Raw genomic sequence first — 15,211 nt, 5'->3', positions numbered from 1 at the left:
TTCAAATCTCATTTTATATGACTTTTGCAAGCTGTTAAGCTAACTTGTGGAACATATGCCGAACCTTATCTATACGGCTATTCGGGCGGCGGGGTTGGCAAATAAATTTACCAATAGCTGGCTGGTATCCTTTTAACTCTGTCAAGCAGACTCCCTGCCCATTTGTGAAATAAGTTAAATCGTTCCTGTATTCTTGAATACATCTAGCAGGGATTTCTCCTTTCAGAATGACCTCGTCATTCTTTATCTGAGTACTTACAATATCTGCACAATACCTTGGAGCATCATGATACGCCCGTGAGAGATATTCCTGCGGTGCATAAATTTCAAAGTGGAGATATGGCTCTAATAGTTCTGTCCCTGCTTTTTTTAAAGCCTGCTCCAATACGATAGGGGAAAGCAGCCGAAAGTCTGCGGGGGTACTTACAGGACTATAATACAATCCATATTCAAAACAGATTTTACAGTCTGTCACTTTCCATCCATACAGCCCCTGCTCGCAGCCATAAAGAACCCCCTCCATAACCGCATTTTGGAACGATTGATTTAAATATCCAAGTGAAACTCTGCTTTCATACTGCACTCCGCTTCCAATAGGGAGCGGCTCTATGGACAACCCGACAGAAGCCCAGAAAGGATTTGGCGGGACTTCTATGTGGATGGTATATTCTGCTTTTCTAAGCGGTCTTTCCATATATATAACAGTAGGCTCTTTTATTTCTGCCTCCACATGATATTTTTCCTCAAGGATGGCACAAATGACTTCCATCTGCACATTCCCCAAAAAAGATAACATAATCTCATGGGTAACAGTATCAATGTCAAAATGCAAAAGAGGGTCTGTATCAGCAATCTCTGCGAGGGCATTTAACAGGGCTTCCCTTTGCTCCGGCTTTTGCGGCTCTACCGTTGTCCGAAGTAATGGCATGGGATTATCAATCCGTGTTTTGTGAGGCAGGAGTTTTTCATTTCCCAGGATATCGTTCAGTTTCAAAGTATCATCAGCTAAAATAACAATTTCTCCCGGACAGGCATGGTCAGCCGGGACGATTTCACCGTTTGTCGGAACACACATCTCTGTGATTTTTATTTTCTCTTTTTCAGATATTCTAATAACATCCCTCAAATGCAATGTTCCGCTATATATACGCACATAAACAAAACGCCGCCTTTTCTCTGAATATTCAATCTTAAAAACCTGCCCGCATAGTTCAGATTGACCTTCAGGCGTTGATGAATAAAATTTACTGGCAATTACTTCTATAAGCTGCCGAATCCCCAGATTGTTTTTAGCGCTTCCGTGATAAACGGGAAATAACGTTCCGTTTTGGAATCTCCTGTTTTCTTCCTGTTCCAGTTCTGACATTTTAAACGGTTTCCCTGACATATATTTCTCTAATAGTTCATCGTTTCCCATAATTACCGCATCCCACTGTTCCATATCGTCATTGTCCGTTACATTTATATGGGGATGCTGCCCAACCTTTTGCTTCACTATAATTTCCGAAGAAAGCTTTGCTTTCATTTCCCGATATACCATTGGCAAATCAATCCCCTCTTGGTCAATTTTATTGATGAAAAAAATTGTCGGAATCTTCATTATCTGTAGTGCATGAAACAGTATACGGGTCTGTGCCTGTATGCCATCCTTTGCAGAAACTAATAATACTGCTCCGTCTAATACGGATAAAGAACGGTATACTTCCGCCAAAAAATCCATATGGCCTGGCGTATCTATAATGTTGACTTTTACATCCTCCCACTGAAAAGATGTCACTGCTGTCTGGATAGTGATTCCCCTTTGACGCTCCAAATTCATTGTATCTGTCCTTGTTGTGCCTTCATCTACGCTCCCTAGTTCTGCAATTGCACCACTGGTATACAATAAACTTTCCGTTAATGTTGTCTTTCCTGCGTCAACGTGAGCCAGAATGCCTAAGTTAATTATTTTCATGTGATTTTCCTCCTATCAACACCCAAAAAAGGGCATAAAAATACCCAGTGATAAATACTCCTATCACTGGGTAAATAACTCCAATAGCCCCAAAACACTTATATGTTTTCGGGCATATAAAATTACATGATAAAAGTATTCTTAAACTGGGTACAAAAAACTAAGCCCCATATTAAAAGTGAAACGGGACTGCTACTTTTTGTTCCCACTATCAAATTGACAGTTTATTTAAGAATACCTTGCCGCATATTTTTTACTCCTTTTCTGGATTAAATCATTGTATCACATCAGTTTTAATCATTGTATCACATCAGTTTTAGGAAAGCAAGTACCTAAAAGAAATTTTTCTTCCCCTTATATGTAACAATCATACCGGCTTCCTAGCGTTCAGAATGTTTTCTGCTGTCTGCTGTGGTGTTTGGTTGGAATTGTCCAACCAAAAGCCGATCCGTGGTGTTGTCTGCATTTTACTAAATACAAATTCAATGTATACAGAAAGATATAAGGAGTGGGAGGGATTCCGCCGTAGTTGGCATTGTAGGAAAATCCAAAAGTTTAGATTTTCCCACAATGCTTATCTTTTGGTCTTTGGTTCGGAATAGTGTAGTGCTGGCGGTCTATCTCTTGTTTTCGGTTGCTTGCTTCCTTACCGTACATGAGCATTCTCTTGCGGCTGCTCTTGCCCGATTGCCGGAACAGACGCAGGAAGAAATCTTTTTGTACTACTTTCAGCACTTGACGCAGAAAGAAATCGGAGAACAAAGCGGCTGGACACGCAGCACAATCGGGCGGCATATACGGCTTGCCTTGAAGCGGCTGAAAGAGGAAATGGAGGTGCTGTCCCATGAGTAACCGACTTCTCCCCTATGACACTATCATAAAGGCACATGAGGGCGACCCCATAGCGATACAAGCCGTCCTTGACCGATACGCTGGATATATCCGCTACTTCTCTAAGATGAACGGCTATTACAACTCTGATATGGAGGACTACATCAGAACAAAGCTGATTGAAAGCCTGTTCAAGTTCCGGCTTGACCGATAACATAGAAACTGAATATCCCGCCGCCCCGCAGCGGCACATGAAGCAGTAAATCCGAAAAAGATTTGCTGCTTTTTTTGCGCTCATTTTTGGCAAATTTCCAAAAGTTCCGTATTAGATAGTGAAACCAAAAAAGGCTGCCGTTTTTTTTAGACAGCGGGCAAAACGCAGCTTCCGAAACGCCTTATTGTCGGGAAAGACCGAGCCGCCGGAAAAGTTCTTGCCGGAAAGTCCGTCATTTTTGCTTTTTGCGGTGTTGTAGGGAGTAAGAGGAAGAACGCCAGCCCGCAGCCTTTTATGAAAAAGCTGGTTATAGATTTTCTGAAAAAGTGGCAGTAGGAAGTGAACGGCAGTCCGGCAGTTTCTTAGAGCAAGATTCTACCACGGTGCCAAAATCCGCATATCTGCGGTTTGCCCCCTTTGGTAAATCTTGTTGGGGAGTGCCTTCCCCAAACCCTGCTCATGCGCCCTGTCGGGCGAGAAAGGAGGTCAACGCTTGAAGAAAAAATACAATACGCCTCACCGCAGCCATGTGGTCAAAACCCGCATGACCGAGGAAGAATATGCCGACTTCACCGAGCGGCTGAAACACTATGACATGAGCCAAGCCGAATTTATCCGGCAAGCCATTACACGGGCAACCATTCGCCCCATCGTTACCGTTTCCCCGGTCAACGATGAACTGCTGTCCGCCGTAGGCAGACTGACCGCTGAATACGGAAAAATCGGCGGCAACCTCAATCAGATTGCCCGCGCCCTCAACGAGTACGGCACACCATACAACGCCCTGTCCGTTGAAGTACGCGCTGCCATTTCTGACCTTGCCGCCTTGAAGTTTGAAGTCTTGCGAAAGGTAGGTGACGCTGTTGGCAACATTCAAACATATCAGCTCTAAAAATGCGGACTATGGCGCAGCCGAGCAGTACCTCACCTTTGAACATGACGAGTTTACCATGAAGCCCACCCTTGATGAAAACGGGCGGCTCATGCTCCGGGAGGACTACCGCATAGCAACGCTGAACTGCGGCGGCGAGGATTTTGCCGTTGCCTGTATGCGCTCCAATCTCCGCTATGGGAAAAACCAGAAGCGGGAAGATGTGAAAAGCCACCACTACATTATCAGCTTTGACCCACGGGACGCAGCGGACAACGGCTTGACCGTAGACCGGGCGCAGGCGTTTGGCGAGGAATTTTGCCGGAAGCAGTTTCCCGGACACCAAGCCATTGTCTGCACCCACCCGGACGGACACAACCACAGCGGCAATATCCATGTGCATATCGTTATCAATTCTCTGCGGATAGCGGAAGTTCCGTTTCTGCCCTACATGGACAGACCGGCAGACACCCGCGCCGGGTGCAAGCACCGCTGCACAGACGCGGCGATGGAATACTTCAAAGCCGAAGTCATGGAGCTGTGCCACCGGGAAAATCTCTATCAAATCGACCTTTTGCATGGCAGCAAAAACCGCATTACCGAGCGTGAGTATTGGGCGCAGCGGAAAGGACAGGCAAAGCTGGACAAGGAAGCTGCCGCCTTGCCAGCCGGAGAACAGCCCGCCAAGCCCACGAAGTTTGAAACGGACAAGGAAAAATTGCGGCAGACCATTCGCGCCGCGCTGTCCTCTGCCGCCAGCTATGACGAGTTTGCCGCCGTCCTTTTGCAACAGGGTGTGACCGTCAAGGAGAGCCGGGGGCGGCTATCCTACCTCACGCCGGACAGGACAAAGCCCATTACCGCCCGCAAGCTGGGAGATGATTTTGACCGCGCTGCCGTTCTTGCCTGTTTGGAACAGGACGCCCACAGAACCACCGAGCAGACCGCAGCCGTACCCGAATACCCCCGCAGCATAAGGGAGCGTTTGCTGAGCAAAAAAGCTGTCCAAACCACCCCGGAAAAGGACGGTATTCAGCGCATGGTTGACCGGGCTGCAAAACGAGCGGAGGGAAAGGGCGTGGGCTATGACCGCTGGGCGGCAGTCCACAATCTGAAACAAATGGCGGCTACCGTTGCCGCCTACGGGCAGTACGGCTATTCGCCGGAGGAACTGGACGCAGCCCTTGTATCTGCCAATGCGGATTTACAGGACAGCACCGCCAAACTGAAAGTCCTGGACGCTGCTATCCGGGAGAAAAAGGAGCTTCAGACACAGGTGCTTGCCTATGCCAAGACCAAGCCTGCCCGCGACGGTCTGAAAGCGCAGAAAACAGAGAAAGCCCGCAGCGCCTACCGGGAACGGCACGAAAGCGATTTTATCATAGCGGACGCAGCCACCCGTTATTTCCGGGCGCATGGCGTTTCCAAGCTGCCAAGTCATAAAGCCCTGCAAGCGGAAATCGAGCAGCTTACCGCCGAAAAGAACGCCCATTACAACGAATACCGGGAGAAAAAAGCCCGTGTCAAGGAGCTGCATACCGTTAAGAGCAACCTCTCCCAAATTCTACAAGGCGAAAAGGACAGAGAGAAAAAACACGAACAGGAGCGTTAAAAACCGCCCCAAACGATACCCAAATGGGGATATGCCCTGCACCCTATCCGCAATACTACCCACCCTTGAAACTGGGCGTACAGCGCAGGAAATCCCCGAAAATGATACCGAGAAACTACATTTTTACCGTCCTATCCGCTTATACCAGCGGAAACGGCAGAAAGGAGCGAGAAATGCCGCGCATGAGCAAAAAGCGGCGGTTGGAATGGAACTTTTTCCTCAACCACCGAAACCGTATCACCTACAATGACCTTTGCCGGGGCTGCACACACGGCTGCAAGCAGAGCTTCCGGGCGATTATCGTCCTCTGCCCCCGGTATTTCTCTAAGAGATGGAAACACAGGGAGGACATCGCCAATGGCAGATAACCGCAAATATTACTACCTCAAACTGAAAGAAAACTTCTTCGACAGCGATTCCATTGTGCTGTTGGAGGACATGAAAGACGGGATTTTGTATTCCAATATTCTCTTGAAGCTGTACTTAAAATCGCTGAAAAATGGCGGCAGATTACAGCTTGACGAGCATATCCCCTATACCGCCCAGATGATAGCCACGCTGACCCGTCACCAAATCGGGACGGTGGAACGGGCATTATCCATCTTCCAGCAGTTAGGGCTTGTGGAGCAGCTTGACTGCGGGCTGCTCTATATGACCGACATTGAGCTGATGATCGGTCAATCCTCTACCGAAGCGGAACGGAAACGAGCCGCAAGGCTTGAAAATAAGGCACTTTTGCCGCCGCGGACAAATGGCGGACATTTGTCCGACATTCGTCCACCAGAGATAGAGATAAAGAAAGAGATAGATATAGAGTTAGAAAAAGAGGGAGAGTTAAAGGGACAAGCCCCCGCCCGCAGCTACGGCAGATATGAGAATGTATTTCTGACCGATACGGAGCTTTCCGAACTGCAAGCGGAGCTGCCCGAAAAATGGGCGTACTACATTGAGCGTCTTTCCGGCTATATCGCGTCCACGGGCAAGAAATATAAAAACCACGCCGCCACTATCCGCATATGGGCGGCAGACGATACCGCAAAGGCTGCCCCGAAACAGGGCATACCCGAATACACCTGCAAGGAGGGCGAGAGCTTATGAGTAATCTGTTTACGGAACGAGTTTTGAATATGGCGGCTGTTACCCCGCAGCCGGAGGACTACACGGGCGAGGACGGGCTGCTTTACTGCGGCAAGTGCCACACACCGAAAGAAGCCTACTTCCCGGAAAAGCAAGCCGCCCTGTTTGGGCGTGACCGCCACCCAGCAGAATGTAACTGCCAGAAAGCCCAGCGTTTGGAACGTGAAGCCGCCGAGCAGCGCAGAAAACACCTTGATACCGTGGAGGACTTGAAACGCGGGGGATTTACCAATCCCACCATGCAGGAATGGACTTTTGCCAATGACAACGGGAAATGCCCGCAAATGGAGATTGCACATTTCTATGTGAAGCATTGGGAAACCATGCGCGAGGAAAATATCGGCTATCTGCTATGGGGCAAGGTCGGCACAGGAAAAAGCTATTTTGCCGGGTGTATCGCTAATGCCCTCATGGAGCAGGAAGTCGCTGTCCGCATGACGAATTTTTCTGCGATTTTGAATGACCTGACTGCCAGCTTTGAGGGGTGCAACGAGTATATCGAGCGTCTTTGCCGTTTCCCTCTGCTTATCATTGATGATTTTGGAATGGAGCGTGGCACAGAGTACGGTTTAGAACAGGTCTACAATGTGATTGACAGCCGCTACCGCAGCCGCAAGCCCCTAATCGTTACCACCAATCTGACATTGGACAGCCTGCAAAATCCGCTGGACACCGCCCATGCCCGGATTTATGACCGCCTTTTGGAAATGTGCGCCCCTATCCTCTTTACGGGAGAGAACTTCCGCCGTGAAACGGCGCAAGCCAAGCTGAACAGACTAAAAGAATTGATGAAATGAAAGGAGTTGCCTATGGCAGAGAACAAGCAGAACACCACCCCGGAACGCCGCCCGGACTGCGTGACAGAGATCCGCATGGGCAACACCGTCCTTGTCGTTTCCGGCTTTTTCAAGAAAGATACCACCGACACCGCAGCCGATAAGATGATGAAAGTGCTGGAGGCGGAAGCCGCCGCAGGACAAAAAGCCCAGCTTTCGTCTTAACGCTACAAGCCGCACGAAAAAAATCGTCATTTTACCGGGCGGTAAAGAAGCAGAAGCCGCTATACAGACAGCCGCCCCATGTGGTATAATCAAAATACGGAATAGTGGGGCTGGCTGTCGGAAACGGAGGATTTTATGTTAAGACAGACCACCCAGAAAATCACTGCCCTTTATCCAAGACTATCCCATGAGGATGAGCTGCAAGGCGAAAGCAACTCCATTTCCAACCAGAAGCGTATTCTTGAAACCTACGCAAAGCAGAACGGTTTTTCCAATCTGCGCTGGTACACGGACGATGGCTATTCTGGTGCGAACTTCCAAAGACCGGGTTTTCAATCCATGCTTGCGGACATTGAAGCCGGGAAAGTGGCTACCGTTATCGTAAAGGATATGTCACGGTTAGGGCGAAACTACTTGCAGGTGGGAATGTATACCGAGATGATTTTCCCACAAAAAGGCGTCCGCTTTATCGCCATCAACGATGGAGTGGACAGCGCACAGGGTGACAATGATTTTGCCCCTCTGCGGAACATTTTCAACGAATGGCTGGTGAGAGATACGAGCAAGAAAATCAAAGCTGTAAAACGGTCAAAAGGCATGAGCGGCAAGCCTGTTACGAGCAAACCCGTGTACGGCTACCTCATGGACGAGGACGAAAATTTCATCATTGACGAGGAAGCCGCACCCGTAGTCAAGCAGATATACCGTCTGTGCCTTGCCGGGAACGGTCCGACCAAGATAGCCCGTATGTTGACCGAGCAGGAAATCCCAACGCCGGGAACGCTGGAATACCGCAGGACGGGCAGCACACGCCGCTATCACCCCGGCTATGAGTGCAAATGGGCGACAAATACCGTGGTGCATATCCTTGAAAACCGGGAGTACATGGGCTGTCTGGTGAACTTCAAGACGGAGAAGCCGTCCTACAAGACCAAGCACAGCGTAGAAAATCCCATTGAGAAACAGGCGATTTTCGAGAACCACCATGAGCCTATCATTGACACCCAGACATGGGAGCGTGTGCAGGAATTACGCAAACAGCGCAAGCGTCCAAACCGCTATGATGAAGTGGGCTTGTTCTCTGGCGTGCTCTTTTGCGCGGATTGCGGCAGCGTCATGTATCAGCAGCGTTACCAGACCGATAAGCGGAAACAGGACTGCTATATCTGCGGGAACTACAAGAAGCGTACCCATGACTGCACCGCACATTTTATCCGCACCGACCTTTTGACTGCGGGCGTTCTCTCAAATCTGCGGAAAGTGACGAGCTATGCGGCAAAGCATGAAGCCCGGTTTATGAAGCTGCTGATCGAGCAGAACGAGGACGGCGGCAAGCGCCGGAACACCGCCAAGAAAAAGGAACTGGAATCCGCCCAAAAGCGTATCGGTGAGCTTTCCGCCATTTTCAAGCGGTTGTATGAGGACAGCGTAAGCGGTCGCATTTCTGACGAGCGTTTCACAGAACTGTCGGCAGACTATGAAGCAGAGCAACGGGAGCTGAAAGAAAGAGCCGCTGCAATCCAAGCGGAGCTTTCCAAAGCACAGGAAGCCACCGTGAACGCAGAAAAGTTTATGAATGTTGTCCGGCGGCATACCAGTTTTGAAGAACTTACCCCTACTCTGTTGCGGGAGTTTGTAGAGAAAATCGTTGTGCATGAGTGCAGCTATGACGAGAACAAGACCCGCAGACAGGACATTGAGATTTATTATTCTTTTGTTGGCAAGGTGGACTTGCCCGAATAACCGCCCGACCTATCCGACACAAGAGCTAAGTGCCGGATAGGAACGGCAAAATTTTTTGCACTTCTATTACTTCTTTATCACGCATCAGCAAATGCTCATGGCATTGAAGCGGATACAAACACTATTCTTTGATAGAAATAAGAGAGGTTATTTATAATAAAATGAGCCGCCAGAACTGTAGGGGTGATGCAGTACAGGCGGCTCATTTTCTATCTAAACGGATGTATCCGAAAGTTTCGGCAGTTGATCGGTGAGTTCTTCATATCCGAGAAAATCTCCGGCACATGGCATCGATTGCCCTGTCCCCTGCTGTGGTTTCCGGAAGTACAGCCGATACCGATGTCCCTCTAGGAGTTTGATATTCTTTTCCAGTGAGAAGGCGTATTCCTTTCCATCATCACTGGCAAACCAATACTGTTGATTCTTACCAAAGAGTGTTTGTTCCCGTTTTTTGCAGTTTACATCCAGTGACAGATAAGCATGCGTATGAATCAGCTGATAGAAACTGAGTGCACGCAGGATGCTGCAGATTCCGATTAAGAGACTCATAAGAATGAAGAGCCGGTCGTGGGTGGCGATCCCGAAGATGCACCCAAAAAGTACACAGAAAAAGCCGATTGCACTGATGGCAACCAGCTTTGTGAAAAATGGTTTTGGCATAAGGTTCCTTCCTTTAACATGTATGAAATGTGATTTGTTTATTCAGGTACAAATTAGCAATAGCCTGCAGCACTGGATACTGGGTATGGTGAATCTGGACATCATCCACAAGTGTTTGGTAAGTTGTCTCCGGTTCTGTGTATAACTCATCCATAATATCCGATTCGTTGTGGATTACTTTTTCCTGCTCCATACTTGTGACAAGCTCAGCGGTCGTGAGGGATACCTTATCAGCCAGCTTCAGAATGGTATCTTCCATCGGTGAAGAGGGTTTCTTCTTTAAATATCTGCCAAACTCTTTTGCACCAATAGTTCCTTTCAGATAAAGCTGAATGCAACCAAAGAGCCGGATGGGAAAGGTATCCTTCAAGGGAATAATGGTCAGACTGCCGAGAAGGCGATATAAGGCATCCACCCCTGTCAGTCCAATTCCGCTTACAACCAGACCGCGTAAGGAAAGTCGGTTCAGATAGTGTTGGAAGGATAAGCCTTTCGGACCTTCTTTCTGTATCTGGCGCAGGGTATAGGCATCCTGGAGTTCATGGAGCGTCAGAATCTGGAAGGCAAGACAGCTCCAGAGCAGCAGCTCGTCATCCGATAGTCCATATTCTTGTCCATTGTTGATTACAAGAGGAATGGATTTTCCGCCTGTCGTTTTTTGAAATTTTAAGGTTCCGACAGCAGTATAAAGTGTCAGCATAAAAGGTCCCTCCTTCAAAGTTAAGTCAGAAGTGCATAGAGTGCATCATCCTGCTGTAATAGTTTCCGTGCTTTGCTCTGCCATGCCCGCACCCGGTTGGCGGGGACTTGATAGTGCCTTGAAAGGTCAAAACTGGTATAGCCTTGCTGCTGCAGCCAAAGGGAAGCGATTCCCTTTTGGATGGTGGAGCACTGACCGATACCAAGCCGGGAGATATGTTCCAACAGCAGTGTCTGGGCGGTATCCGTTTCCGGCTGTGATGCCTGTGCATCTTCGTAGGAAAACAGTTCCTGATAGGAGAGGGATTCCCCTTCCACCGGAGTTTCCTGAAGAGAACACAGCATGGAGCGGTCACGGGCAGTTTCTCGCCAGTAGTCAAAGATGGCGTGGCGGATAAGAGTTCTGGCATACGGCAGGAAAGGTCTGTTCTTATCAAAGCGGGCAGCCGCCCGACACAGAGCCAGATAACCAATCTGGCATAATTCCTGCTGTTCCTCCTCGGATACATAGGCGGAGGTTCGTGTCATGGAACGGATCATTTGCGGCACCAGATCCATGGATGTTTCCACCAATTGTTTTTGAGCGGTATTCAGTGGTATGGTCATCTTCTGTCACCGCCTTTCAACTGGCCGCCCGGAGACGGCAGGGAATATGGTTGTTTTTCAGGACATCTGCGGATGCCCGGATGAGTTGGTCACACATATAGTTGCTGAACTGTCCGATGTGTGCCTGCTTATCAGTCAGGCAGAACTTATCTGCCACCCATCGGTAGGCTTCCGCTTTACTCAGGATTCCCTGTTTCCAGATCTCATCGAAGATTCGGTGTGCCTGAATCCGCTTCAGCCGGAGTTCCCGGTTGGCAAGAGTCCCTTTTGGAGTTTTGGTTCCCGGATGTACCCCGACATAGGAATTGCAGGATGGATAGTGGGAGCAGACATAAACCTGTCCGCCATGAGAATGCGTTCCATATACAAAGGATGCATCTCTTAATATTGCTGTTCCGCCGCAGTAAGGGCAGCGGATGATTTTTGGTTTCTTCATCTGTTTTCACCTCGCTTGTACATACACGATACGTAACGTGTACGTGAATAACCAGTACGTACTGTATACTTATATTGTAAGTAAGCAGGTGATGAATTCCCATAGGACGCAAGCGGATACTGATCCCAGATTCGGACTAAATGGCACGAATCCCCATTTTTCAGATGCCGGGATAGAAAATTGCTCGGATGAGCGGGAATAAGCCGCTGTCTGTGAAACGTGGATAATTAACCGGTGTAAAGATGAACTTCTCACAGAAAATCCGTAGCAGGAATAAGCTGATCAGTACCAGACAGAGCAGGTAAGTGTTCCTGCGCCTTCTGGTCCATGGCTTTTTCGGACGGAATTTCACATACAGGACAAAAATCATGGGAATAAATATCAGGTTCGTAAAGACCTGATCGATACATTGGATGATTGAAATTACGTTTAACATAGGCAGTGCCTCCTTTCTTTACATATCCTGTACGTATAAGAGCCTGAAAGTGCAACTTTTTGTTACCAGTCATATTGCTGGTTCTCCTGAAGCCGGAGCAGTGCCGGAATGGGACATGGCTTTAAAGGCAGCTTCTGAGCGGCCAGATAGGGCAGATAAAGCTCTGTAAAAGCAGCAATGCTCATGCTTCCGGTACATTCGGTTGGCTCCGGTATCCGGGGAAACAAAAGCGCTGCATCTGAAAGAGGGAGGATGCAGGGGCTTCCCGTTTCATCCGGATGGAATAAAAAGCCAGAGTTCTCACAGCTTTCCTGTGCGTTACAAGTGCGGCACCAGACGTAGATACAGGAGTGCCAGTTCCCTTCACAGAGGTTCAGAAAATGACGGATGTGCTTGGCATCTGTCTTGCAGTGGGGGTGTTTCATATTCATCACCTACTAAAGAAGCAGGCAGTTCCATGTGGGAGCTGCCTGCAGGAGTCTTCGTTATGAGTTACTGATGTTTCTTTTTGCGTTTGAAGTAAACGATGCCCAGGACACTTGCACCTGCAAGTGCAGCTATGGCGATTCCGGCATACAGGAGAAGCGGCGTCTCATCGCCGGTCTTTACAGGCGGAGCTACCGGAGGCGTCTCCGGTTCTTTCGGAAGCTCCGTCATGTGTACGGTCTGACCTTCATCCTTCAGATCCTCATGGGAAGCAATCTCATGCTCGGTTTTTCCGTCTGTATAGTAGAGCTTTTCAAAGACAACCACATCCTGTCCGGCAAGAGCAGAAGCGTCGAAGGTAAAGGTAACTTCCACAGAGCCGCCAGCTTTTTCTGCTTTAAATTCTGCCTGAGCGGTAACTGGTTTTCCGTCTTTTAACAAAGCCTCTCCGGTTTCCTTATTCATCAGGGTTCCGATGACTTTGTACTCAGATCCAGGCATCAGACCATGATAAGTGACCGTATCTACGATAGTCGCTTCCTTGGAAGCAGAGACATCCTGATCCCCGTCACTGCCGTCTTTGGCTGTGGTTTTGATTTCCGGGAAGTAGATGGTCTGGTTGGCATCTTTGATGTCCGCATGTACCGCTACTTCGTGATCTTCAAAAGTCATTGTTTCAAATGCCACGAGCGTTTTTCCGGAAAGTGCAGAGGCATCAAAGGTAAAGGAAAGCTCTACGCTGCCGTTAGCTTCTTCCGGAGTGAAACTTGTTTCTGCAGTCACAGCTTTGCCATCCACATCGAAAGGTTTTTCGGTTTCCGCATCCATGAGTGTTCCTGTCAGCTTGTACTCTTTGCCTGGGATCAGGTTTTTGTATTCCACAAGGTCTGTAAGCGTCAGTTCTTTTTCCGGTTTTGCATAGTGTGTGCCGGAAGCAGCATCTGTTGCAGTGGTTTTGATTTCCGGGAAGTAAATAGTCTGTCCTTCATCCGCAATGTCTGTGTGTACGGCAACTTCCTTGTCTTTGTAAGCCAGGGATTCAAAGACAACTACTGTTTTCCCTTTTAAGGAGCTGGCATCAAAGGTAAAGGTAACATCTACCGTACCAGCGGATTCTTTTGGCTTGAAGGATGCTTTTGCTGTCACCGGTTTTCCGTCTGCTTCGACTGGTTTCTTTGTTTCTTTATCTATCAGAGTTCCAGTCACTTCATATTTCTGGTTAGGAACCAGCCCCTTAAAGGAAACCGTATCCACCAGCGTGATTTCTTCCTTTGCACAGGAAATATTGGAGTTCGTGTCCGCATCTTTCGCAGTAGTCTTGATTTCCGGGAAATAGATGGTCTGGTCTTCATCGTTGATGTCGGTATGGACTGCAAGCTGCATCTCATCCTGATATAATTCCTCGAAGACAACGGTTGTTTTTCCCTTTAAGGAAGTTGCATCAAAGGTAAAGGTTACTTTGACGGAGCCGGAGGATTTCTTTGCAGTAAATTCAGTTTCAGAAATCACCGGTTTTTCATCCACAAGGATTGGTTCCCCGGTTTTTTTATCCATTAAGGTTCCAGTCAGTTTGTATTTCTGGCCCTTTTTCAGTCCTTCGTATTCCACAACGTCTTCAATGGTCACTTCTTTTGCCGGCTGGCTCATGTGTGTACCGGTCTCGGCATCCAGAGCAGTCGTGCCGATCTCAATGGCATCATCGGTCAGAGTTCCAACCTGTATCAGAACAGAATCCTTATAAACCTTGACTTCAAAGGTTAAAAGATCCATGCCTTTGTTGGAATCACAACGCTGTTCCGCCAGAGTGTAAGTATCGTAAATGAGAGCGCCTTTGGAATCATCCGGTTTGGAGGTGCCGAACCAGATGCCGTCTTCCGAAGACTCACCCCGGTTGGTATTTGCGGTATGTTTGTTCCATTTGGAGGAAGTGCTGGCATAACCGTTGGCATCTGTCACAATCACATGGCTTTCGCCTGTTGTTTTGGAAGTGATCTTAAATGGCACATTTGCCAGACGGTTCTGGCTGCCGTCAGCAATCTTGACAAATTCCAGATCCCCGCGGATGACCTGATTGGAGATGGAATTGTCTTTTGCAGTCAGTTCCACGATTTTTCCCTGTTCTGTGATGTCAAATTCTACAGAGATCTTTCCGCTGTTCAGATAACCGGAAGGTGCAGTTGTTTCATCCACACGGTAATGTCCGAATGGGAGAGCATCTTTTGCAGTTGCAGCAGAACCGGATTTATCGGCAGTAAGTGTAAGGACAACCTGATCTTTCGTGTAGGATGTTCCGTCTACTAATACCGGATTTTCATTTAACGTAGTGATCGCAAAGACAGTACCTTCCAAAGTGGCAGAACCCTGCGGTTTTGCTTCTCCGGTCTCGCTGTCACGTTTCTGGATCTTCACTCCGCCACGGATGACAGATTCTTCTATGGTAGAAGACTGGTATACCGAAACCATTTCCTGCTTACCGTCACCTGTAATTTTCTGTACGAAGACAGTTGGATTGAGCTGGTATCCGGCAGGGGCTTTGCTTTCCTGTACCGTTATGGTACCGAGCGGAAGACAGACGGTCTTGCCAT

At 48.3% G+C, this 15,211-nt stretch carries 17 protein-coding genes; 9 read left to right on the top strand and 8 right to left on the bottom strand.

The window, feature by feature from the left end:
* Positions 1-34 precede the first annotated feature (34 nt).
* Complete coding sequence (gene tet(O) / locus LG34_RS04275; RefSeq protein WP_109215033.1) at positions 35-1,954, bottom strand: tetracycline resistance ribosomal protection protein Tet(O); 1,920 nt, start codon at positions 1,952-1,954, stop codon at positions 35-37.
* Between the two features lie 570 nt (positions 1,955-2,524).
* On the opposite strand from tet(O), the gene LG34_RS04265 reads away from it, so the two are divergent.
* The 9 genes from LG34_RS04265 (at position 2,525) to LG34_RS04225 (ending at position 9,363) form a co-directional block, all read left to right on the top strand.
* Positions 2,525-2,806 carry a sigma-70 family RNA polymerase sigma factor gene (locus LG34_RS04265; RefSeq protein ID WP_330411767.1) on the top strand — a complete coding sequence of 94 codons (282 nt, stop codon included), beginning with the start codon at positions 2,525-2,527 and terminating at the stop codon, positions 2,804-2,806.
* Positions 2,799-2,999: a helix-turn-helix domain-containing protein gene (locus LG34_RS04260; RefSeq protein WP_006858003.1), complete on the top strand. Its 201-nt coding sequence runs from the start codon at positions 2,799-2,801 to the stop codon at positions 2,997-2,999. The genes LG34_RS04265 and LG34_RS04260 overlap by 8 nt, the downstream gene beginning before the upstream one ends.
* Before the next feature lie 493 nt (positions 3,000-3,492).
* On the top strand, positions 3,493-3,891 hold the full coding sequence (locus LG34_RS04255) for a plasmid mobilization protein (RefSeq protein ID WP_025482842.1): 399 nt from the start codon (positions 3,493-3,495) through the stop codon (positions 3,889-3,891).
* Positions 3,863-5,482, top strand: a complete 1,620-nt coding sequence (locus tag LG34_RS04250; protein ID WP_181369288.1) for a relaxase/mobilization nuclease domain-containing protein — start codon at positions 3,863-3,865, stop codon at positions 5,480-5,482. The genes LG34_RS04255 and LG34_RS04250 overlap by 29 nt, the downstream gene beginning before the upstream one ends.
* 173 nt (positions 5,483-5,655) lie before the next feature.
* Positions 5,656-5,850 (top strand): hypothetical protein, encoded by a 195-nt coding sequence (locus tag LG34_RS04245; RefSeq protein ID WP_109215042.1) that lies wholly within the window; start codon positions 5,656-5,658, stop codon positions 5,848-5,850.
* Positions 5,840-6,580 (top strand): phage replisome organizer N-terminal domain-containing protein, encoded by a 741-nt coding sequence (locus LG34_RS04240; protein WP_109215032.1) that lies wholly within the window; start codon positions 5,840-5,842, stop codon positions 6,578-6,580. Before LG34_RS04245 ends, LG34_RS04240 begins: the two co-directional genes overlap by 11 nt.
* Positions 6,577-7,416, top strand: coding sequence for an ATP-binding protein (locus LG34_RS04235; RefSeq protein ID WP_109215031.1), 840 nt, complete (start codon positions 6,577-6,579; stop codon positions 7,414-7,416). The genes LG34_RS04240 and LG34_RS04235 overlap by 4 nt, the downstream gene beginning before the upstream one ends.
* Positions 7,417-7,428: 12 nt before the next feature.
* Entirely contained in the window at positions 7,429-7,620 is a 192-nt protein-coding gene (locus tag LG34_RS04230) for a transposon-encoded TnpW family protein (RefSeq protein ID WP_109215030.1), read from the top strand.
* A gap of 135 nt (positions 7,621-7,755) precedes the next feature.
* Positions 7,756-9,363, top strand: a complete 1,608-nt coding sequence (locus LG34_RS04225; protein WP_109215029.1) for a recombinase family protein — start codon at positions 7,756-7,758, stop codon at positions 9,361-9,363.
* 213 nt (positions 9,364-9,576) lie between these two features.
* Here LG34_RS04225 and LG34_RS04220 read toward each other — a convergent pair whose 3' ends face one another.
* The 7 genes from LG34_RS04220 to LG34_RS04190 form a co-directional block, all read right to left on the bottom strand.
* Positions 9,577-10,023: a hypothetical protein gene (locus LG34_RS04220; protein ID WP_109215028.1), complete on the bottom strand. Its 447-nt coding sequence runs from the start codon at positions 10,021-10,023 to the stop codon at positions 9,577-9,579.
* Positions 10,024-10,036: 13 nt separating this feature from the next.
* A complete protein-coding gene (locus LG34_RS04215) occupies positions 10,037-10,723 on the bottom strand; it encodes a hypothetical protein (protein WP_022415107.1) in 687 nt (228 codons plus the stop codon).
* A gap of 20 nt (positions 10,724-10,743) precedes the next feature.
* Complete coding sequence (locus LG34_RS04210; protein WP_109215027.1) at positions 10,744-11,328, bottom strand: sigma-70 family RNA polymerase sigma factor; 585 nt, start codon at positions 11,326-11,328, stop codon at positions 10,744-10,746.
* 16 nt (positions 11,329-11,344) lie between these two features.
* Entirely contained in the window at positions 11,345-11,764 is a 420-nt protein-coding gene (locus LG34_RS04205; protein WP_109215026.1) for a DUF3268 family zinc-finger domain-containing protein, read from the bottom strand.
* A 160-nt stretch (positions 11,765-11,924) separates the two neighbouring features.
* Complete coding sequence (locus LG34_RS04200; protein ID WP_008373818.1) at positions 11,925-12,200, bottom strand: hypothetical protein; 276 nt, start codon at positions 12,198-12,200, stop codon at positions 11,925-11,927.
* Between the two features lie 62 nt (positions 12,201-12,262).
* Positions 12,263-12,625, bottom strand: coding sequence for a hypothetical protein (locus tag LG34_RS04195; RefSeq protein WP_040015509.1), 363 nt, complete (start codon positions 12,623-12,625; stop codon positions 12,263-12,265).
* A gap of 67 nt (positions 12,626-12,692) precedes the next feature.
* Positions 12,693-15,211: VaFE repeat-containing surface-anchored protein (locus LG34_RS04190; protein ID WP_109215025.1), on the bottom strand; the 2,519-nt coding region annotated here is incomplete at its 5' end.

The sequence above is a fragment of the Eubacterium ramulus genome, assembly GCF_003122485.1.
In the GTDB taxonomy this organism is placed as follows: Bacteria; Bacillota; Clostridia; order Lachnospirales; family Lachnospiraceae; genus Eubacterium_I; species Eubacterium_I ramulus_A.
This window is presented reverse-complemented; position numbering and strand designations above follow the sequence as displayed.